Source organism: Sphingopyxis sp. Root154 (assembly GCF_001427105.1).
GTDB lineage: Bacteria > Pseudomonadota > Alphaproteobacteria > Sphingomonadales > Sphingomonadaceae > Sphingopyxis.
Genome location: NZ_LMGI01000001.1, coordinates 538,237 through 560,180 on the forward strand (window position 1 = coordinate 538,237; position 21,944 = coordinate 560,180).

General features: G+C 64.3%; 14 protein-coding genes. 13 read left to right on the forward strand and 1 reads right to left on the reverse strand.

The genetic code is table 11. From position 1 onward, the window contains the following. Positions 1-9: 9 nt before the first annotated feature. Positions 10-1,191, reverse strand: coding sequence for a ubiquinol oxidase subunit II (gene cyoA / locus ASD73_RS02375; RefSeq protein ID WP_056369456.1), 1,182 nt, complete (start codon positions 1,189-1,191; stop codon positions 10-12). Positions 1,192-1,360: 169 nt separating this feature from the next. On the opposite strand from cyoA, the gene ASD73_RS02380 reads away from it, so the two are divergent. From ASD73_RS02380 to ASD73_RS02440, 13 genes are all read left to right on the forward strand, one after another. Further along, positions 1,361-2,698 (forward strand): MFS transporter, encoded by a 1,338-nt coding sequence (locus tag ASD73_RS02380; RefSeq protein WP_056369454.1) that lies wholly within the window; start codon positions 1,361-1,363, stop codon positions 2,696-2,698. Positions 2,699-2,710: 12 nt separating this feature from the next. Next, positions 2,711-3,205 (forward strand): DUF1905 domain-containing protein, encoded by a 495-nt coding sequence (locus ASD73_RS02385; RefSeq protein ID WP_056369452.1) that lies wholly within the window; start codon positions 2,711-2,713, stop codon positions 3,203-3,205. A gap of 336 nt (positions 3,206-3,541) precedes the next feature. Next, positions 3,542-4,315, forward strand: coding sequence for a FadR/GntR family transcriptional regulator (locus ASD73_RS02390; RefSeq protein ID WP_235534083.1), 774 nt, complete (start codon positions 3,542-3,544; stop codon positions 4,313-4,315). 108 nt (positions 4,316-4,423) lie between these two features. Beyond that, positions 4,424-7,207: a TonB-dependent receptor gene (locus ASD73_RS02395; protein ID WP_082521315.1), complete on the forward strand. Its 2,784-nt coding sequence runs from the start codon at positions 4,424-4,426 to the stop codon at positions 7,205-7,207. A 43-nt stretch (positions 7,208-7,250) separates the two neighbouring features. Further along, positions 7,251-9,407, forward strand: coding sequence for a hypothetical protein (locus ASD73_RS02400; RefSeq protein ID WP_056369448.1), 2,157 nt, complete (start codon positions 7,251-7,253; stop codon positions 9,405-9,407). A gap of 109 nt (positions 9,408-9,516) precedes the next feature. After that, positions 9,517-10,359 (forward strand): 5-dehydro-4-deoxy-D-glucuronate isomerase, encoded by an 843-nt coding sequence (gene kduI / locus ASD73_RS02405; RefSeq protein WP_056369446.1) that lies wholly within the window; start codon positions 9,517-9,519, stop codon positions 10,357-10,359. A gap of 185 nt (positions 10,360-10,544) precedes the next feature. Then, a complete protein-coding gene (locus tag ASD73_RS02410) occupies positions 10,545-11,084 on the forward strand; it encodes an RNA polymerase sigma factor (RefSeq protein WP_056369444.1) in 540 nt (179 codons plus the stop codon). Further along, entirely contained in the window at positions 11,068-12,033 is a 966-nt protein-coding gene (locus ASD73_RS02415; protein ID WP_056369442.1) for a FecR family protein, read from the forward strand. The genes ASD73_RS02410 and ASD73_RS02415 overlap by 17 nt, the downstream gene beginning before the upstream one ends. A 78-nt stretch (positions 12,034-12,111) precedes the next feature. Next, entirely contained in the window at positions 12,112-15,033 is a 2,922-nt protein-coding gene (locus ASD73_RS02420) for a TonB-dependent receptor (RefSeq protein ID WP_235534084.1), read from the forward strand. Positions 15,034-15,047: 14 nt separating this feature from the next. Next, positions 15,048-16,694, forward strand: coding sequence for an FAD-dependent oxidoreductase (locus ASD73_RS02425; RefSeq protein ID WP_056369440.1), 1,647 nt, complete (start codon positions 15,048-15,050; stop codon positions 16,692-16,694). 906 nt (positions 16,695-17,600) lie between these two features. Further along, positions 17,601-18,944 (forward strand): aminotransferase class III-fold pyridoxal phosphate-dependent enzyme, encoded by a 1,344-nt coding sequence (locus ASD73_RS02430; protein ID WP_056369438.1) that lies wholly within the window; start codon positions 17,601-17,603, stop codon positions 18,942-18,944. Beyond that, positions 18,941-20,395 carry an amino acid permease gene (locus ASD73_RS02435; protein WP_082521317.1) on the forward strand — a complete coding sequence of 485 codons (1,455 nt, stop codon included), beginning with the start codon at positions 18,941-18,943 and terminating at the stop codon, positions 20,393-20,395. The genes ASD73_RS02430 and ASD73_RS02435 overlap by 4 nt, the downstream gene beginning before the upstream one ends. Then, on the forward strand, positions 20,392-21,903 hold the full coding sequence (locus ASD73_RS02440) for a CoA-acylating methylmalonate-semialdehyde dehydrogenase (protein ID WP_056369436.1): 1,512 nt from the start codon (positions 20,392-20,394) through the stop codon (positions 21,901-21,903). Before ASD73_RS02435 ends, ASD73_RS02440 begins: the two co-directional genes overlap by 4 nt. Positions 21,904-21,944 lie beyond the last annotated feature (41 nt).

Below are 21,944 nucleotides of genomic sequence, written 5' to 3' on the forward strand. Positions count from 1 at the left end.
CGGCTCGGTTCAGGACATCGGGCGGGTGGCGGCGGGCGCGCGCAGCGCCGTGCGTTCGGGCTTGGCCGGGACCGGCAGTCCCTCACCCTTCAGCTTTTCCGGTGCAACCGGCTTCGCGTCGGGGCGGTCGTTCGACATCACCGGCGAACTGCAAGCGGCCGCGACATAACGCATGCTCCAGCGCGCAGCGTCGACGGTGCCGCGCGCGGCGAACTTGTCATAGGTGACCTGCCGGACATTGCCGATGCCCGCGATGCCCGCGCCGCCCGCGGCGTCGAGCGACATCATGTCGTGCATGCACATCTTGCCGGGCTCGACGCACATGTTGACGACCGCGTCGAACAGCTGCGGATCGCTCGCGGCGAAGCGGCGCACCGGCTCCTTGTGCGTCGGTTTTTCGAGCTTCAGATATTCGTCGCGGCTGAGGTCGCTTTCGGCCGAAGCCTTGGCGGTCGCGACCCATTTGTCGAACTCGCCCGCGGGCAGGCTCTTCACCGCGAAGCGCATGTTCGAAAAGCCCCAGCCCGAATAATTGGCCGAAAAGCCCTCAAACTCGCCGGTCTTGTCGAACACGCCGTGGAGCTTCGTCTCCATGCCCGGCATCGCGTAAATCTGGCCAGCGAGCGCGGGCACGTAAAAGCTGTTCATCACCGACGAAGAGGAGATGCGAAAGCGGATCGGCCGGTCCACCGGCAGCGCCAGCTCGTTCACCGTCGCCACGCCCTGTTCGGGATAGATGAACAGCCATTTCCAGTCGAGCGCGACCACCTGCACGTCGAGCGGCTTCACTTCCGCCGCGACAGGCTTTCCCGGCGCCGTGCGCGCGAGCGGGCGATAGGGATCGAGCAGATGCGTCGCGACCCATGTCACCGCGCCCAGGCAGATGATGATCAGGAGCGGCGCCGACCAGATGACCAGCTCGAGCTGCGTCGAATGGTCCCAGTCGGGCTTGTACGTCGCCTCCTTGTTCGACGCGCGATACTTCCACGCGAAGAAGATGGTCAGCCCCATCACCGGCACGATGATCAGCAGCATCAGCACGGTCGACAGGACGATCAGGTCGCCCTGCTGGCGCGCGACGTCACCGGCGGGATCGAGCACGACCAGCCCGCAGCCAGACAACAGGGGCAGCGCGGCGAGCAGCGGCAAGAGCCGCAATCGGGCGGGAAAACGGGGGAGATTGCTTGGCATGATGCGCGCCTAGGCCTCCTTTGTTGCACTGCACATAGGACATTTTGTCCAATCCCGCGACCGTTCGTGATCGCGCAGGGGCATTTTCATTCGGGGTAATTTTGCCCTATGACCGACTCGTGCCGCCGCATCTTGTCTTGCGGAGGGCGCCAGCTCAAGGATTGTTACCATGGCTGCCGATACCGTGCCCACCACCGAGGTCGAACGCGACGCCCGCGCCCTCCATGGCGCCGACGAACCGGGGGCACACCGCATCGACCCCGCGGAGATCGCGATCGGCGTCATCATTGGTCGCACGTCCGAATTCTTCGACTTCTTCGTCTATGCGATCGCGTCGGTGCTGGTGTTTCCGAAGCTCGTCTTCCCGCACCTCGACCCGCTGACGGGCACGCTCTGGTCGTTCGCGATCTTCGCCCTCGCCTTCGTCGCGCGCCCGGTCGGCACGATCATCTTTACCGCGATCGACCGCGCCTATGGCCGCGGCGCCAAGTTGACCGTCGCGCTGTTCCTTCTCGGCGGCTCGACCGCGGCGATCGCCTTTGTCCCCAGCTATGAATCGGCCGGGATCGGCGCCGCGCTCCTCCTCGCGCTGTTCCGCATGGGTCAGGGCGTCGCGCTCGGCGGCTCGTGGGACGGCCTCGCCTCGCTGCTCGCACTCAATGCGCCCGAGAACAGGCGCGGCTGGTACGCGATGATCCCGCAGCTCGGCGCGCCGCTCGGCCTCATCGTCGCCAGCCTGCTCTTCATGTTCCTGATTTCGGCGCTCCCTGCCGAGGATTTCCTCGCCTGGGGCTGGCGCTATCCCTTCTTCGTCGCCTTTGCGATCAACGTCGTCGCGCTGTTCGCGCGGCTGCGAATCGTCGTGACCCCCGAATATGCCGAATTGTTCGAGAACCGCGCGCTCCAGCCCGCGCCGCTGCTCGAAACGGTACGGTCCGAATGGAAGACGATCGTCATCGGCACCTTCGCCCCGCTCGCCAGCTTCGCGATGTTCCACATGGTCACCGTCTATCCGCTGTCATGGGTGTTCCTGTTCACCGACGAAAGCCCCGTCCGATTCCTGATGATCGAGGCGATCGCCGCGGTCATCGGCATCGGGACGATCATCGCCTCGGGCGCGCTCGCCGACCGCTTCGGCCGCCGCACGCTTCTCGCGGCCACCGCCGCCGCGATCGCGGCATTCAGCGGCTTCGCGCCGCAATTGCTCGACGCCGGCGAAATCGGCGAGGCGACCTTCATGATCCTCGGCTTCGCGCTGCTCGGCCTGTCGTTCGGCCAGTCGTCGGGCGCGCTCTCGTCGAACTTCCAGCCGCGCCACCGCTACACCGGTTCGGCCTTCACCTCTGACCTCGCCTGGTTGTTCGGCGCCGGTTTCGCGCCGATGGTCGCGCTCTGGCTCTCCAGCCAGTTCGGGTTGATCGCCGCGGGCGCCTATCTGCTTTCGGGCGCGATCGGCACGCTCGTCGCACTCTGGCTCAACCGCGAACTCGCCAGCACGATCGGCTAACCCGCGCACCGCATGGAATTCAGGGCGAAGATCGAACGCAAAGGGATCAATCCCTATGTGCTCGTCAGCGCCGCGCGGGCGCGGCGGATCAAGGCCGGCTGGAAAAAGCCCCTGCCCGTCCTGGTCCAGGTGAACGGCCAGCCCGACCCGGCATGGCGGGTTAACATGATGCCGGCGGGCGACGGGAGCTTTTACCTCTATCTCGACGGCATCGTCCGCAAGGCGTCGGGCACCGATGTTGGCGACACGGTCGACGTGTCGGTCGCCTTCGATCCCGCCTACCGCAGCGGCCCGCAAGACGAGATGCTGCCCGAATTTGCGGCTCGCCTCGATGAGGACGCCGGGGTCAGGGCCCGATGGGACGGCCTCGCGCCCAGTCTCCAGAAGGAAATCCTGCGTTACCTCGCCAATCTGAAATCGGAAGCGGCAAGGCGGCGCAACATCGATCGCGCGATCGGCGTCCTCGGCGGTGCGAAGGCGCGTTTTCTGGCGCGCGACTGGAACTAAGCGACGCGTCCCACACGGCGTCATCGCCGATGGCACAATGCGTTCGGCAACCGACGCCATACCGGGCGCCGGGATGCCCACCGGGAGGCGCTTGCTCCCTGTAAATATGCGGGTGACCTGCCCCGCCTCATCGCACGATACGGACAATTCCGCGAGAAGCGGAACGTACGCAGCGGGCCATCGGATATGAACTCGGTGAAAGGCGCGCGCTTGGCCTCGCGCGTCTCGAACACCTTTCTAAAATGAAATGAAATTATTTAAGTTGTCATATGACTGATAATTGATAATGTGAGTCGGGAATGGCGCATCAAGCGCTGACGACGGGAGAATGGGCGCGTGAGGCAGGGCGGGACCGACGCTGTGCATGGCGATCGGCTGGCGCTTCGCAAGCGGCGGCCGTCGCTGGTCGACGCCGCTTGCGAACATATCCGCGCAAGCATCCTGTCCGGCGCGCACTGGCCCGGCTCGCAGCTTCCGACCGAGGCCGAATTCGTCGACGTGCTCGGCGTGAGCCGGACGGTCGTCCGCGAAGCGGTCGCCCGCCTCGCCGCTGCGGGATTGGTCGAGGCACGACAGGGCAAAGGCCTCTTCGTCAGCGAGACCGCCCGCTATCAGGCATTCCAGATCACGCGCGAAGAGGTCGAAAATCTCAGCGACGTGATCCAGTTGCTCGAGCTGCGGCTCAGCGTCGAAACCGAAATGGCTGCGCTGGCCGCCGAACGGCGCAGCGAGGTCGATGTGATGAGCATGCGCCAGCAACTCAAGGCGCTTGGCGAGGCGGCGATCGGCCTTGAGGATTCGGTCAAGGCCGACGTCGAGTTCCACAACGTCATCGCGCGGGCCAGCAAGAACACCTATTACGCCAAACTGATCGATTTCCTGGGCGTCCGGCTGGTCCCGCCGCGCTCGCTCTATCTGCGTCAGGGGCAAAGCTATGTCGGCGCGCGGTACAAGGCGGTGATCAGCGAAGAGCATGAGGCGATCCTCGACGCGATCATCCGCCGTGATCCCGACGCCGCACGGGTGGCGGCGCGGAGCCATATGAGCAGCAGCCTCAAGCGGCACCGCGATTTGCAAGATTTCATGTCCTCGCACAGCCCAACGGGCTGAACCACCAACATCAATGACCTGAAGGACAACTCAGGCACCGCATTACGTCCAACAGAATTATATGATCAATCTGCTTAACTTATATGATGTCTTACAGGGAGAGGTCCATTGAAGATTAGTCTTCGCGCTTCCGTGGCGCTGATTGCGCTCGCCAGCGGCGCACATATCGCAGAGGCGCAAACCGCGCCGGCGGCCGAACCGTCCGCAAATCAGTCAGCCGTGGCTACGGCGCCAAGTGATGCGCAGGATGGCGAGGACATCGTCGTCACCGGCATCCGCCAGAGCCTTGCCCGCGCCGCCGAGATCAAGCGCGAGTCGACCGCAGTGGTCGATTCGATCGTCGCCGAGGATATCGGCAAGCTTCCCGACATGACGACCGCGTCGGCGCTCCAGCGCGTGCCAGGGGTGCAGGTGGTTGTGGGCGGCAACAACGAAATCGTCGGCGCGCGCATTCGCGGCCTCGACGACATCATCACCACGCTCAACGGACGCGAGATTTTCACCGGTGTCGGTCGCGGCTTCTCGTTTCAGGATCTGCCGGCCGAAGCGCTTGCCGGCGTCGACGTCTACAAGTCCAATTCGGCCGAACGGCTCGAAGGCGGCGTGGCGGGCGGCGTCAATATGCGCCTGCGCCGCGCGCTCGACTTCAAGGAGCTGACGATCGCGGGCAGCGCGCGGGCGACCTATCTGCAGGAGGCCGGTTCAAAGAATACCTATAATCCGGCGGTAAGCCTGCTCGTCGCCAACCGCTGGGACGCAGGCGAAGGCGAGATCGCGGCGATGGCCAGCGTCTCCTATCAACGCAACAAATATGCCCGGCCGGTCGCGTGGAACGACTGGACACGCGCGACCAGCGCCGGCCCCGCCGGCTCGCCCCAGAACCTGCACTCGCCCACCGGCTTCGCCGCGGCGATCGAATTCGGCAAATACGAACGCCCGCAGGCCAATTTCTCGCTCGAATGGGCGCCTGACACCGACACCAAAATCTATGTCGAAGGCCTGTTCGCCGGCTATCGTGGCGACGTCTATCAGGCACGCCCGACCTTCCGCGCCTTCACCGGCACGTCGTTTGAAGCGACCGCCGGCGATACCTGCGAAGATTTCGCGGTCGGACCCGACGGCTATTATTCGGGCAATGTGCGCAGCCCGACCAATCCGACGGGCACCGGCACGATCCGCCAGCTGTGCAACGCCACCGGCTACACGGCGCGCAACCTCGAATATTATACCGCAACCGTCGCCAACAAGGCGCGCACCGACATCTATGTGATCGCCACCGGCTTCAACAAGGAGATCGGCGCGCTCACCTGGAATACCGACATCTCCTATGAAACCTCGACCAACAGGAACAACAGCTTTCGCGTCGATATAGGCAAGCGCATCGCCGAACTGGTCCAGGTCCGCGATAACAATCACGAGGTGCAGGCAACGATGCCCGGCAATCCCATGAACGACCCGGCCGGTCTGGCGTTCGTCAATGGCATGACCGAAGACATCAACCGTAGCCGCGGCACATTGTGGTCGGTCATGAGCGACGCCAAATACGACTTCGACGGGTTCCTCGACTATGTCCAGGCAGGCGTTCGCGTCGCGAGGCGCAAGGCTGGGTTCGAGCAGTATCTCGGCGGCCCGCCGGCACCCGGCGGTTCGTTCGCGACCCCGCTGGCCAGCGCCGGCCTCCCCACCGATATTCTGTCGCAGGCTCCCGGGGTGCCGCAAATGAATGACGGCGCATCCTTCCTGCAGATCGACCCAAGATATCTGACGCAGGAAGCGATCAAGCGGCAGCTGCGGACGCTATACCGCATCTCGCCGGATACGCCCGCCTTCGACCCGACGCGCGACTATGATGCGCAGGAAAAAAGCTATGCCGGCTTCCTGCAGGCGGGATATAAATTCTCGCTGACCGATGCGATCTCGGTCGACGGCATGGTTGGCGCCCGCCTGACCCGCACCGACCGCGACATCGCGGGGTCGGGCCGCGTGACCGATCCGGCGACGGGCACGTCGCGCGTCGTGCTGGTCAATCGGTCGACCAGCGACACGGATCTGCTGCCCAACGCCAGCGCACGCATCGAGTTCGGTGGCGGCCTCCAGGCGCGTTTCAATTACTCGAAGACACTGTCGCGGCCCAGCTTCGGCCAGCTCAACCCCGGCCTCAGCTATGTCGTCTCTTACGTCAACACGATCCAGAACTCCGGATCGGGCGGCAACCCCGACCTCCGGCCGCAGAAGGCCGACAGCTTCGATGCGTCGCTCGAATATTATTTCGGCCGCAGCAACTATGTCTCGGTGGTCGGCTTCTATCGCGACATCACCGACCGCATCATCAACGGGACCGAGGTCCGCACGATCGACGGCCTGCAATATGTGATCTCGACCCCCCGCAACCTGGGTTCCGCCAAGATCAAGGGCGTCGAAGTGGGTGGCCAGCTGTTCCTCGACTTCCTTCCCGAAGGGCTCGATGGCGCGGGCGTGATCGGGAACTTCACAGTCATCGACAGCGAGGTGACGACCCCCGGCGACCGGCTTGAGGGCCTGCCGCTGCTCGGCGTCTCCAAATACAATTACAACATCGGCCTGATTTACGAGAAATACGGCATCTCGGCGCGGATGATCTACACCTATCGCTCCAAATATTTCGACGGCGATATTACCAATGGCCTCTCGCTCCGGCCGGTCTCGATCCCCGTGGGGCTCAACGGCATTCGCGCCGCGGGGCGACTCGACTTCGGCCTGAATTACGATGTGACGCCGAATATCACGGTCAGCCTCGCCGGCACGAACATCACCGGCCAGAAGACGCGCAACTTCGAATCGCGCGAGGATTTCGTCCGCGAAGTGCGGAACGACGACACGACCTACTCGCTCGGCGTCCGCTTCAACTTCTGACCCCGATGACGGCACCGCGAATGACGAAAAACAGGAGGATGGTTTGAACAGGAAACGGATTTTCACCGCGCTCGCGCTGGCAACCGCGCTGACGGCGGGCAGCTTGGCGACAGCCGGCGCGGCGCACGCGCAGGGGGCCGCAACGGTTCTCAACGCGCCCGACAAGGCGCTGCCCGGCGACGTGCGCGTTGCGCGGACGCAGGACTCGGTGACGATCGACTGGCCCTCGGCGCAGGGCGAGCGCGCGCAGCTCGCTTTGTCGCTCGATCCCGGCAAGCCGCTGATCGAGGCGGTCTCGATCGCCGGCAAGACGGTGCTTGGCGGAATCGATCCGGCCGGCGTGGTCACCGTCGGCACGCGCGATCTCAAAGAAGGCTGGACGGTCTTCTTCGACAATCCGCGGACACGGCCGTTCGAAAGCTTCCCGCTGACGCTGGCACGCAGCGACATCACCGTGCGCGCGGAGGGCGGCTATACCAAGGTGATCGTCGGCGGCGCGGCCGCCGGGCCGTTCTCCGGCACTTATCAATTCACGATCTATCCGGGCTCGCGGCTGGTGCGCGCATCGATGGTGATGGCCACGCAGCGCCCAGCCACCGCCTACACCTTCGATGCCGGGCTCAGCGTGGCATCCTCAGCCGCATTGCCGTGGCGCTCGATCGCCTTCACCGACACCGAAGATGCGATGGTGCGCAAGGAAGGCGATGCATCGCGCAAACCCGCGGTCTCGCCCAAGGTACGCGCCCGTATGATCGTCGCAGAGGGTGTCGCGGGCGGGTCGCTGGGCGTCGTCCCGCCGCCGCACCAATATTATTACCCGCTCGATTACGCCAACAACGACAATTCGGCATGGTATGGCAACGATTACCGCAACCTTGCCGGGCGCACGAGCTTCGGCGTGCGCCAGACGCTCGAGGGCGATCGGCGCTACGTGCCGTGGGTCAACGCCCCGCCGGGCACGACGCAGGACATGGGCGTGTTTCTGCTACCCGACAGTGGCGACGCCGCCAGCGTCACCAAGGCTGCGCTCGCCTATACCCGCGGCGACCGTTTCAAGGCGCTCGACGGGCACCGCACCTTCACCAGCCACTATCATGTCGAACACACCGAAGCCTTTCTGAACACGGCGCGGTTCCAGCAATCGACGGGCGTACCCGACGGGCTGGAGTCCCCGGCCTTCGTCAAGCGCTTCAAGGACATGAACGTCGAGATCGTCCATCTCGCCGAGCTTCATCTCGGCCGCGAGGCGCTCGATCGCGCCGGCGACCGGCTGACCTTGCTCAAGACGATGCACGCGGAGACCGCGCGGCTGTCGGACGAAAAGCTGCTGCTGCTCCCGGGCGAGGAGCCCAACGTCCAGCTCGGCGGGCACTGGATCAGCTTCTTCCCCAAGCCGGTCTATTGGACGCTCGACCGCAAGGAGGGGCAGCCCTTCGTCGAAACCGATCCCAAGCTCGGCAAAATCTATCATGTCGGCTCGCAGGAGGATGTCCTGAAGCTGATGCAGGAAGAGAAGGGGCTGATGTGGACCGCGCATCCACGGATCAAGGGCTCGTACGGCTTCCCCGACAAGCACAAGGACACACCCTTCTTCAAAAGCGACCGCTTCCTCGGCGGTGCGTGGAAGAATATGCCGTCGGACTATTCGCTGCCACGCCTCGGCACGCGGGTGCTCGACACGCTCGACGACATGAACAACTGGGCGGCGAAACCGTCCGAGCGCAAATTCGCCCCCGGCGAGGTCGACGTGTTTCAGATCTCCGACGAGAGCGAGCTCTATGCGCATATGAACATCAACTATCTCCGGCTTGACGGGCCATTGCCGCGCTATTCCGACGGCTGGCAGGGCGTGCTCGACGCGCTGCGCGGCGGCCGCTTCTTCACAACCACCGGCGAAGTGCTGATCCCCGAATTCACGATCGACGGCGCGAAGAGCGGCGAGGAAGCCGCATTCGGACGCAACGCCGTGGTGCGGGCGAAGATCGAATGGACCTTCCCGCCCGCCTTCGCGGAGATCGTCAGCGGCGACGGCGCCAAGGTCTATCGCGAGCGCATCGACCTGACCGGCGCCGCGCCCTTCGGCACGCGCGCGATCGAAAAGCGCATCGATCTCAGCGGCCGCAAATGGGCGCGCATCGAGGTGTGGGACGTTGCGACGAACGGCGCCTACACGCCCCCGGTATTCCTGAAAGGGAAATAAGAACCTCCCCTGCCCGTGCAGTCGTCATCGCTTTCGCGCCCTGACGACTGCACGTGGCCTTTTGAACCCGGAACGGTGCCGGCCGGCCCGGTCCTTCTTCGGAGCAGCCATGTTCGATCGAACCTATTACGCCACCCATCCCGACATGATGGCGTGCGTGTCCAATGACGAATTGCGCGATCGCTATCTCATTCAGAATTTGTTCCGCCCCGACACATGCGTGCTCAACTATACGCATGCCGATCGGCTGGTAATCGGCGGCGTGCTGGTCGAGAGCGGGAGCGTCTGCCTGCCCGATCAATCGGAACCCGCGTCGGCGGCCGGCCACCCGTTCCTCGAGCGGCGCGAGCTTGGCATTGTCAATGTCGGCCGCGCCGAAGGAACCGTGACCGTCGATGGCGAGGCGTTCCCGCTCGGCGCGAAGGACAGCCTCTACGTCACGATGGGCGCCAAAGACGTCCGCTTCTCGGGCGATGGCGCGCGTTTCTACCTCGCCTCCTCGCCCGCCCACCGCGCCTTCGAGACGCGAAAGCTGCCGCTCGCCAGCGCCAAGATACTCGAGCGCGGCAGCCTCAAGGAAGCGAACGACCGGACGATCCATCAGCTCGTCATCCCGGGCGTGTGCGACAGCGCGCAGCTGGCGATGGGCCTCACGATCCTCAAGCCGGGAAGCGTGTGGAACACGATGCCGCCGCACGTGCACGAACGCCGGAGCGAGATTTATTTCTACTTCGATCTCGACGATCCCACGCAAGGCCGGGTGATGCACTTCATGGGTCAGGGCGACGCCACGCGTCATATCGTCATGGCCGACGGCGAGGCGGTGATCTCCCCGCCCTGGTCGATCCACATGGGCGCCGGCACCAGCGCCTACGCGTTCATCTGGGTCATGGCGGGCGAGAACCAGGACTATGACGACATGAACGTCCTCGACATCTGTCAGCTCGCCTAACCTACTGATATTTAACCGGTAATCTCCAGAAACGGCGAGCGACGGCCTTCAGGCGTCGCAGCGGAGGCGGATCGAGCGGAATTAAACAACCTGATTCAGCATCGCGGTTGACGGAAACATCGCGGTCGGGCCTCTTAGAGGGTGAGAGGAGCGAAACGACGGAACGCGAGGCGCTAGCCGAGTGGGTGGGACGCGAGATCCTGCCGCACGAACGCGACCTGCGGCTATGGCTGCAGCGACGGCTCGTCGCCGCGGCCGACGTGGAGGACATCGTGCAGGAATGTTATTGCCGCCTTGCCCAGCTCGATGACGTCGCGCACGTCGCGACGCCGCGCGCCTATCTGTTCACCATGGCGCGCAACCTGGCGCAGCGGCAGCGCAAGCATGCACGCGTCGTCCGGATCGAAGCGCTGGCGGAAACCTTCGATGCCGAAGCGGAAAGCGACCAGCTCTCGCCCGAGCGGTTCGCCGCGGCACGACAAGAGCTCGAACGCGTACAGGCGGCGCTCTCCACCCTGCCCGAGCGCGCCCGGCGGATTTTCCTCATGCGCCGGGTCGAAGGGCTGACCCAAAAGGAAATCGCGGCGGCGATGGGCGTGAGCGAGGCGGTGGTCGAGAATGATGCGAGCCGCAGCCTGCGCGCGATCCTGAAGCTGATCACCGAGCCGGAACCCGAACAGGGAAGATTGTCGGACGGAGGCGTTGCGCATGCGCGATCACGCTGAAGAGGCCGCCGCCTGGGCACTGCGTCACCCGCTCGATGCGACCGGACGCGCCGAGCTCGAGGCATGGCTGGCACAGGATCGCCGCCACGCCGGTGCGCTGCTCCGCGCGCAGGCGGGATTGAGTGCGATCGACCGTGCGGTGGCAGAGCGCGCGGTGACAGCGGGCGAGCCTATCGATGTTGCGTGCGCTCTTCCCCCCGCGACCGCGCCGACGCGGCGGTGGCTGCTCGCGGGCGGTGCCGGCGCGATGGCGGCGGGGATTGCCGGGATCGTCGCCTGGCCGCACCTGATGGTCGAGCGCGTAACGACCGCACGCGGCGAGATCAGGCGGCTGCCGCTCGCTGACGGCTCGGTTGCCACGATCGACACCAGCAGCAGTTTGCGCGTCGCCATGGCGGGCGACGCCCGCCGCATCGCACTCCAGGAAGGGCAGGCGTGGTTTCAGGTCGCCAAGGATCGCAAGCGCCCCTTTGTCGTCGATGCCGGCATCGCGCAGGTGCGCGCGGTCGGCACCGCCTTCTCGGTGCGCCGCACAGGCAGCGGCGTGCGCGTCGCCGTCACCGAAGGCAGGGTGGCCGCCTGGGCGACGGACAGCGGCGGGACGATGACGATCCTGGAGGCGGGGCAATATGCCACCTTCCGGCCCGGCGCGGCCGCGCCCGAAATCGCGACCGAGCCCGCCGCGATCGAGCGATCGCTGGCGTGGCGCAGCGGCGAGATCTCGCTGGAAAACGAGACGCTGGGCAGCGCGGTCGAACAATTCAACCGATACAATCGCCAGCAACTGGTGATCGCGGACCCCGATCTGGCGAGTGCGCGGCTCGTGGGGCTTTTCCAGGTCGACCGCCCCGCCGATTTCGCTGCGACGTTGACCGCCTCGCTCGACGTCACCGTCACCACCACCCCGGGCGAGATCCGGCTGGCGCGAAAAAAGAACCCGCTACCCTGACGGAAACCCGCCGGCGCGGACTCTTGGTATCGAGAGCGCACCGGCAATAGGGCGCCCGATGAAAAGGGGAGGATCGAATTGACGCACGCGCGTATTCATCTGCTGGGAACCGCCGCCGCAATCATATGCGGCATGACCTCGCCCGCCGAGGCGGCCGCACAGGTCCGCCGTTTCGACGTTCCTGCCCAGGCCGCGCAGACCGGCATCCCGATGTTCGCGCATCAGGCCGGCATCCAGATCCTCGCGCCCGGGGCCATTACCGAAGGCTTGCGGGTCAATGGCGTTAAGGGGTCGATGGACGTAGCCGCGGCGCTGCGACTGCTTCTGTCCGGCACCGACCTGATCCCGGTCAAGGTCGGCAACGCGTTCGTGCTGAAGCGCCGAACGGCGGTCGCGCAGGCAAGCCTGGCGGAGGCCCCCGCGCAACCAGCTTCCGGCCCTGCGGCCGACACGCAAGCCGGCGAGGACATCGTCGTCACCGGCATCCGCGCGTCGCTTCAGGAGTCGATCAACGCCAAGCGCGAAGCACAGTCGATCGTCGACGTCATCACCGCGCAGGACATCGGCAAGATGCCCGATCAGAATGTCGCGGAAGCGATGAGCCGCGTGACGGGCGTCCAGATCAGCCGGCGCGAGGGCGATGGATCGAACTTCACCGTGCGCGGGATTTCGCAGAACCGGCTCGAGATCAACGGCCGCAATTATATCGGGCCGGGCAACGGCGGCAACGCGGCGCTGGAATCGGTGAGCCCCGAGATCATCTCCTCGATCCTCGTCATCAAGTCGCCCACCGCCGACATGCCCGAGGGTGCGCTCGGTGCGACGGTGAACCTCAAGACCAAGCGCCCGCTCGACCTCAAGGACTTCGTCGCCGCCGGACGGATCCAGGGCGCCTATGCCGATCAGGCCGACCATGTCGGCTATCGCGGCTCGGCGATGATTTCGAAGAGTTTCGGCGAGCGTTTCGGCCTGCTCGCCAGCATCGCCTATTCGGACACGAAGACGCAGGGTCATTCGTTCGATGCCGGCGGCTGGACACAGACCGGCGCGATCGACGGCAATGGCGACGGCGTGGACGATCCGGGCCTGTATCGCCCGAACCGCTTCATGGCGCGTATCTTCGATCGCGCCGAACAGCGGCTGACGGTGAATGGCACCGCGCAGTGGCGCCCGACCGACACGCTCGAGATCATCCTCGACGCGACCTTCAACCACCTCAAGCGCCAGCGGAACAGCGTCAATTACCAGGTGCTGTTCAACAACAACGACACCGATGCGACCGTAAACGAGAGCAACACGGTCGTCGCCGGCACCTTCACCGGCGTGACCGTCCGGCCGCTGATCTATGACGAGCCGACCGACCTCAAATCGACCCTGCTCGGCGGATCGGTGAAATGGGAGGGTGACCGCGCGCGCGTGAGCTTCGACATGTCCTATGCCCATGGCAAGGGCAGCGACGGCGGGCCGGGTGCGTCGTTCGCTTATGTGGTCGTGCCGCGCACGGGCAACACCGCGAACGCGAGCTATGATTTCAGGGCCGGAAATCCGGTGCCGGATCTCTCGATCGACGCCAATTTCAACCCGAACGACCCCTCGCAATATCAGCTGCTGTCGATCTTCGACTATGACGCGGTGACCGAGAACAAAGGTTATGACGGGCGGCTGGACTGGGAATATCAGACCGAGTGGGGCATCCTGTCCGCAGTGGAGGCCGGGGTGCGCTACGAGCGCGTCGAACTGCTCGCCGCCGATCCGCAGAACCTGCCCGTCGCGGCCAGCCTGCTCGCGGCCGGCGACGCGAACGGCGACGGCATCCTGACCGTCGACGAGCTACCCGGGCTCAACTACGGCAAGGATTATGGCGCCTTCTTCCCCGGCGCCGACGGCGCCTTTCCCCGCGATCTCCTCGGCGGCACGCTCGACAAATGGACCGCGCGCGACGGGCTGGGCCTTGCAAGGCCCGATCCCTACGACACGACAATCACCGTCGGCCCGACCTCGATCAAGGACGTCAAGCAGGATACGCTCGGCGCTTATGTGAAAGGGAATTTCGAAGGCGACATCAGGGGCCTGCATTACGCGGGAAACGCCGGCGTGCGCTATGTCAGCACAGCGCGCGCGACAAAGGGATTTCTGTCGCCGACCGCCACGACCATGGTCAAGGCCGATTCCAGCTATTGGCTCCCCAGCGCGAATCTATCGATCGACTTCAACGACGATCTGACGCTGCGCCTGGCCGCGGCGCAGGTCGTTGCCAGGCCGGGCCTCAATCAGGTCAGCGCGAGCTTCGTGCCCAACACCGTCAACATGACCGGCTCGCGCGGAAATCCCAATCTCCGGCCGTTCGAGGCGACGCAATATGACGCCACGCTCGAATGGTATTTCGCGCCTTCGAGTTCGCTTACCGGTGCGGTCTTTTACAAGAAGGTCGATTCTTTCACGATGAACACCGTGACCCGCGAGTTCATTCCCGGCTTTTCCGAGCGGTTCGGGCTGTTCGACATATCGCAGCCGCAAAATGGTGAGGATGGCGACATCAAGGGCTTCGAGCTCGCCTATCAGCAAGCCTTCCGTTTCCTGCCCGCGCCGTTCGACAATCTCGGTATCCAGGCGAACTACACCTATGTCGACAGCTCGACGCCGCTGGTCGATGCGATCACCGGCGAGCGACTTCCGCTCCCCGGCCTGTCGCGCGATAGCTACACATTGATCGGCTATTATGAGGACGACATCTTCTCGGTGCGCGCGGCCTATACCTACCGCAGCAAATATCTGAACTCGGTCGGCGGCGCGGCCAGCGGCGGCAACACCTATATCTCCGCGCGCGGTCAGCTCGACGCATCGGCGCAGATCAATCTGACGCCCAATCTGCGCCTGACCTTCGAGGGCATCAATCTGACCAAGGCGATCGACCGCCAGTATCTGGGCGAACCCGATCGCCTGACGTTCAGCGCACAGGAAGATCGCCGGATCTTCTTCGGCGTGGCCGCCAGCTTCTGACCAAGAGGATCACCATGGATCGCAAGCGCTTCCGCGCCCTCGCCACCCTGTCCGCCTGGCTTATGCCGATGGCGGCCATCCCCTCACCCGTGGCCGCCCAGCCGCATCCACGCGCCGATATCGTCATCTATGGCTGCACCTCGGGCGGGGTCGTCGCCGCGATCGAGGCGCGCCGCCTCGGCCGGTCGGTGCTGCTGGTGTGCCGCGAAGACTATCTTGGCGGCATGTCGGCCAACGGCCTCGGCTGGTCCGACACCGGCAACCATCGCGCGATCGGCGGCCTGTCGCTCGAATTCTACCGCAAGGTGAAGCGATATTATGACGACCCGTCGGTCTGGGTCCACGCCCCGCGCCCCGCCCAGGCCGAGAATTTCGTCGACGGCGATGCGATGTGGCAGTTTGAGCCGAAGGTGGCCGAGCGCATCTTCGAGGATTGGGCAAAGCAGGCGGGCGTCACCATCGTGCGCAATCAGCCACTCGACCGGTCGAAGCGCGGCGTCGAGATGGACGGCAATCGCATCACCGCGTTCCGCTCTAAAACCGGGCAGCGTTTCGAGGGAAAGATCTTCATCGACGCGACCTATGAGGGCGACCTGATGGCCGGCGCGGGCATCAGTTTCACCGTCGGGCGTGAGGGCAACGCGACCTATGGCGAGACGCTCAACGGCGTCCAGCTCGCGAACACCACCAACCACCAGTTCACGCTCGACATCGACCCGTATCGCGTGCCCGGCGATCCCTCGAGCGGGCTGGTGCCGCGGATCAGCGCCGAACGCCCGGCCCGCGACGGCACCGCCGACCGCAAGATCCAGGCCTATACCTATCGCATGTGCCTGACCGACGTGCCAGCGAACCGCGTGCCCTTCCCCAAGCCCGCAGGCTATGACGCGAGCCAGTACATGCTGCTCAAGCGCTATATGGACGCCGGCTATCGCGACTATTTCCGGAAGTTCGACCGTATCCCCAACGGCAAGACCGACACGAACAATTTCGGCGCCTTCTCGTTCGACAATATCGGCATGAACTATGGTTATCCCGAGGGCACCGATGCCGATCGCGCCGCGATCGCGCGCGAGCACACGACTTATCAGCAAGGACTGCTGTGGTTCATGGCGAACGACCCCGGCGTGCCCGCCGAGACCCGCGCGGAAATGTCGAAATGGGGCCTCTGCAAGGACGAGTTTACCGGCACCGGCCACTGGCCGCGCGAAATGTATGTGCGTGAGGCACGCCGCATGGTCTCCGACTTCGTGATGGCTGAGCCGCATTTGCGCGGCACCAAACCGACGCCGCGGCCGGTCGGCATGGGCTCGTACAACATGGATTCGCATAATGTGCAGCGGATCGTCGACGCACGCGGCTTCGCGCGCAACGAGGGCAATATCGAGATCAGCCCCGGTCGCGCCTATCCGATCAGCTATGACGCGATCGTGCCGAAGAAACGCGAAGCCGCGAACCTGCTGGTGCCGGTCGCGCTGTCGGCGTCGCATATCGCCTATGGCTCGATCCGGATGGAGCCGGTGTTCATGATCCTCGGCCAGTCCGCGGCCGCAGCGTCATCGATCGCAATCGACGACCAGATCGCCGTGCAAGACGTCGACTACGACAAGCTTCGCGCAAGACTGACATCGGAAGGGCAGATTCTCGAACTTGCGCACTGACAGGAACCCGGACGCTGAACTGGTTGCACTCGGCAATGGACCATGCCGCCCGGTTCCCGGGAGCGGCGCAGCGTCTCCGCCGCTATACGCGGGCCGAACATCGGGGTGTCGCGTTCGAGATAGGTGCGGATGAAATCCTGCCGCCATCGCTGCCTGGCACGGTCGCTGTCGGCAAAGACTTTGCCCGCGGCTCGCTGAACGTCGGAATACCCAAGGTCTTTCTGCGCTCGCATCGGGGATCGAGTCCGGCCTCCGCCCAGACGCGCGGGCCAGCGAAAAGTCGCTGGTTCGATATGCGATCTGGGAAATGGTGGCAGGGCTTGTATCGAACGAGAGAATTCTCGCTTTTAATTTCAATACTTAGCAGGCCGCCTCGAAATTTCTCCCCCACATATTCCCCCACATTTTGCGGAAAGTGGGCAATGAATAATCGAACGGCGGTTTAAGCGGGATCAGAATGGAGTTATCCCAGTCGCGCATTTTTGTCGAGCTCGTGCGATGTTTTGACATCGATTTGGGAGGTTCCAGTCATGTGATTGCACGAGATACAGCTGACCGGTCCCCACCGAGTGGCCCGGGCGGATTGTTAGTGCAACAAGTTGAGTTGGTACGGGGCGAAGGTCCCAAGCGACAGCACCTGGACACGGCAGCACGCAAGGCAAGTCACACCACCCCATCAGCGTCCTCGAGCTCCGGACGGCGCATGCTGGCGTCTGTGGTCGCAGGCTCGCCATCAACAGATTCTGGAAAGGAACAATGCCCGGGGGGATTCGGTGCCCGCTAGTCACCATTTGGATGGCCCTTCGCAACTTCCTCTCGGCGCGTCCTTGGCCGAGGAACAGGGAGCACGATTGGGAACCGGCGATGGGCCGTTGATCGTGAAAGGTTACTTCGGGGAATTATCATATGGAAAAGGCGGAACGTGCCGTTGATTCGAGCGGCAGCGATATCGATCTGTCGGCATTCTGGATGCCCTTTACCGACAATCGCGCCTTCAAGCGTCAGCCGCGTTTGCTGTCGCGCGCGGCGGGCATGTATTATTACACCCCCGAAGGCCGGGCCATTCTCGACAGCACGGCCGGTCTCTGGTGCGTCAACGCCGGCCATTGCCATCCCCGGATCGTCGATGCGATCCGCGCGGAAGCGGGGACGCTCGATTTCGCGCCAACTTTCCAGCTCGGGCATCCGATAGCTTTTCGGTGCGCAGATGCAGTCGCGCGCATCATGCCGCCCGGCCTCGACCGGATATTCTTCACCAATTCCGGGTCGGAGTCCGCCGACACGGCGCTCAAGATCGCGCTCGCCTATCAGCGGGCCGTCGGCCAGACCGGGCGCTATCGGCTCATCGGCCGGCAACGCGGCTATCACGGCACCAATTTCGGCGGCATGTCGGTGGGCGGAATCGGCGGCAACCGGTCGGGCTTCGCGTCCCAGGTTTGGGGCGTCGACCATCTCTCGCACACATACCGCGCCAGCGCGGCCTTTACGCGCGGCCTGCCACCCGAACAGCCGGACCTGGCACAAGAGCTTGAGCAAATCATCGCCCTGCATGGGGCCGAAACGATTGCCGCGCTCATTGTCGAGCCGCTCGCCGGATCGACGGGCGTATTGGTGCCGCCACGCGGATATCTGCAACAAGTGCGGGAGATCACGGAGCGGCACGGAATCCTGTTGATCTTCGATGAGGTCATTACCGGCTTCGGGCGGCTGGGCGCCGCGACGGCGGCTGAATATTTCGGGGTCGTGCCAGACATCATCACCACCGCGAAGGGACTGACGAGCGGCACGGTTCCGATGGGCGCGGTGATCGCCTCACGCAAGGTGCACGACGCCGTAATCGGCGCCGCTTCGGGACGCGGCATAGAGTTTATGCACGGCTATACCTATTCGGGCCACCCGCTCGCCGCAGCGGCCGCCCTCGCCACGTTGGAGGTTTATGCCGAGGAGGCGCTCTTCGAGCGCGCGGCCACGATATCGCCCCGTTTCGAAAATGCCATCCACGCGCTTCGCGACGCGCCGCATGTCACCGATATCCGTACTCTCGGCCTCGTGGCGGGCATCGAACTGGCACCGCGCCCGGGAGAGCCCGGCATTCGCGCGATGGAAGCCTTTCATCGCTGCTTTGACGATGGCGTGCTGGTTCGCGTGACCGGTGACATCATTGCACTTTCGCCCCCGCTCACCGTCACCGACGCGCAAATCGACGAGACAGTCAGCACGATACGCGCGGCGCTCGAGGCCGTGGCATGATCGAGCCTGCCGCCGTCAAAGCGGTTGGGGCTCTCGAAGATCAGGCCGCGCAGCATAGCACTCAGGAGCCGGCTCTCGCGCGCAGTCTCTCAGCGCGTCACGTCGCGATGATCGCGATCGGCGGCATTATTGGCGCAGGGCTGTTTGTCGGCAGCAGCACCGCGATTGCCACAGCCGGGCCGGCCGTCGTCGTCAGCTATCTGCTGGCGGGGCTGATCGTGTTGCTGGTGATGCGGATGATAAGCGAGATGGCGATGGCGGTGCCCGGACGGCAGTCTTTTGCCGATTTCGCCCGGCTGGAGCTGGGCAACTGGGCCGGCTTCATGTCGGGATGGCTCTACTGGTATTTCTGGGTGGTGGTCGTGGCGATCGAGGCGGTCGCAGGCGCGGCGATCATCAACCAGTGGCTGCCGGGCTTTGCCATATGGGAAATCGGCGTCGTGCTGATGGCGGCGCTGACGGGCGTCAACCTGATGTCCGCCAGGGCCTATGGCGAATTCGAATTCTGGTTCTCGACGCTGAAGGTCATCGCGATTCTGGTCTTCATTGTGGTCACCGCCAGCTATGCCATGGGCTTCGGTGCGCCGTCCGGTTCGACATTCGGCAACCTCGTCGATCATGGCGGCTTTGCCCCCCATGGCTGGGGCGCGGTAATTGCCGGCGTGACGAGCGTCATCTTCTCGCTGACCGGCGCCGAAATCGCTACCATTGCAGCGGCCGAGTCCAATGCCGGCGAACGGACGATCGCACGGATGGGCGCGAGCGTGGCGCTGCGCATCCTGATATTCTATATCCTCTCGATCATCCTGATCGTGTCGGTGGTGCCGTGGGACAGCATCGAGCCCGGCTATTCGCCTTTCGCCAGCGCAATGGCGGTCGTCGGCATCCCCCATGCTGAAACGATCGCGAATCTGGTCGTTCTCATCGCGGTGCTATCCTGCCTGAACTCGGGCCTTTATGTTACGTCGCGCGTCGTCTTTTCGCTTGCGGCGCACCGTGAAGCGCCGGCCGCACTGGCGCGGATCAATGCCCGCGGCGTCCCGACCCGGGCGATCCTGCTGGGCAGCCTGTTCAGCTATGGCGCGCTCGCCGCATCGGTGCTTTCGCCGGCTGTCGTCTTCAGCTTTCTCGTCAATGCGTCGGGCGTCATCATGATCGCGCTCTACCTGATGGTGGCCGTCGCGCAGCTGCGCCTGCGCGCGCGGTTCGAGCGCGACGCGCCCGAAAAGCTGAAACTGCGCATGTGGTTCCATCCATGGGGCAGCCTCTTCGCCATCCTTGCCATGATCGGCGTGATCGTCGCGATGGCGATTACCCCCGGTCTCGCCATCCAGCTTTATACAAGTCTGTTCACCATCGCGGTCGTCGGCCTGGCCTATCTGGCCGTGAACGCCCGGCGCAGCGTCGCCGACCCTTCCACCCCGATTTCTGAAAGCGAGCGTCCATCGTGAAAATCGTCGAGCATTTCATCAATGGTGCCCATGTTGGAAGCACCGATACGGCCGGGTCATTCGCCGACGTGTTCGATCCCAATAGCGGCAATGTGCAGGCACGGGTCTCGCTTGCCAGCGTCGAGGATCTGGAGCACGCCATCGCGGCCGCGCAGATCGCGCAGATCGGCTGGGCCAATATGAATCCCCAGCGCCGGGCGCGCGTCATGTTCCGTTTCAAGGAATTGATCGAACGCGATCGGGCCGAATTGGGCAGGCTGCTGTCTTCCGAACATGGCAAGGTTCTTGCCGATGCCGATGGCGATATTCAGCGGGGCCTTGAGGTGATCGAATTCTGCTGCGGCGTTCCGCAGCTGCTGAAGGGCGACTACAGCTTTGGCGCCGGGCCGGGGATAGACGTGTGGTCGATACGGCAGCCGCTGGGCGTGGTGGCCGGCATCACCCCATTCAACTTCCCGGCGATGATCCCGATGTGGATGCTGGGCCCCGCGCTGGCGACCGGTAATGCCTTCATCCTCAAGCCTTCCGAACGCACGCCTTCGGTCCCGATGCGGATCGCCGAACTGCTGACCGAAGCCGGATTGCCGGACGGCGTCTTCAATGTGATCAATGGCGGCAAGGAGATCGTCGAGGCGATTCTGGATCATCCCGCGATCAAAGCGGTCAGTTTCGTCGGATCGTCGGACGTTGCGCAGGCGATCTACTCGCGCGGCACGGCAGCCGGGAAGCGCGTGCAGGCAATGGGCGGTGCGAAGAACCACGGCATCGTCATGCCGGATGCCGACCTCGACCAGACCATAGCCGACATCGTCGGCGCGGCCTATGGCTCCGCCGGCGAGCGCTGCATGGCGCTGCCCGTCATCGTCCCGGTAGGCAGAGCCACCGCCGAGGCCGTACGCGAGCGGCTGGTCGATGCGATCGACAAGCTCAAAGTCGGCATCTCGACCGATCCGGACGCCGATTATGGGCCCGTCGTCACCTCAGCGCACCGCGAGCGTGTCGAACAATATATTGAAATGGCGGTCACCGAGGGGAGCGAACTCGTGGTCGATGGCCGTGGCCTTTCGCTTCAGGGATATGAAGCGGGCTTTTTTCTCGGCCCGACGCTGCTCGACCATGTGACGCCCGCGATGAAGAGTTATCAGGAGGAAATCTTCGGCCCCGTCCTCCAGATCGTTCGCGCCGAAAGCGCGGAAGAGGCCATCGGGCTCGCGTCGCGCCACCAATATGGCAACGGCGTCGCGCTCTTCACGCGCGACGGCGGCACCGCGCGAGACTATGCTGCGGATGTCGAGGTTGGCATGGTCGGTATCAATCTACCGATCCCGGTCCCGGTCGCTTATCACAGCTTTGGAGGCTGGAAGCGGTCGGGATTCGGAGACCATAATCAATATGGAATGGAGGGCGTCCGCTTTTTCACCCGGACAAAGGTCGTGACGCAGCGTTGGCCGGGCAAGACCCGCGGTGCACCGGCTGGAAACAGTTTCGTCATTCCAACGCTCGACTGAAGCAGATCAATGCCATGAAGGGGAACAGACAGTGATGCAAC

What these genes read in the sequence shown, in the direction of transcription:
- ASD73_RS02415 (WP_056369442.1), top strand. Translation starts at nt 11,068, where the DNA reads ATGCGCGATCACGCTGAAGAGGCCGCCGCCTGGGCACTGCGTCACCCG.
- cyoA (WP_056369456.1), bottom strand. Translation starts at nt 1,191, where the DNA reads ATGCCAAGCAATCTCCCCCGTTTTCCCGCCCGATTGCGGCTCTTGCCG.
- ASD73_RS02435 (WP_082521317.1), top strand. Translation starts at nt 18,941, where the DNA reads ATGATCGAGCCTGCCGCCGTCAAAGCGGTTGGGGCTCTCGAAGATCAG.
- kduI (WP_056369446.1), top strand. Translation starts at nt 9,517, where the DNA reads ATGTTCGATCGAACCTATTACGCCACCCATCCCGACATGATGGCGTGC.
- ASD73_RS02425 (WP_056369440.1), top strand. Translation starts at nt 15,048, where the DNA reads ATGGATCGCAAGCGCTTCCGCGCCCTCGCCACCCTGTCCGCCTGGCTT.
- ASD73_RS02430 (WP_056369438.1), top strand. Translation starts at nt 17,601, where the DNA reads ATGGAAAAGGCGGAACGTGCCGTTGATTCGAGCGGCAGCGATATCGAT.
- ASD73_RS02385 (WP_056369452.1), top strand. Translation starts at nt 2,711, where the DNA reads ATGGAATTCAGGGCGAAGATCGAACGCAAAGGGATCAATCCCTATGTG.
- ASD73_RS02380 (WP_056369454.1), top strand. Translation starts at nt 1,361, where the DNA reads ATGGCTGCCGATACCGTGCCCACCACCGAGGTCGAACGCGACGCCCGC.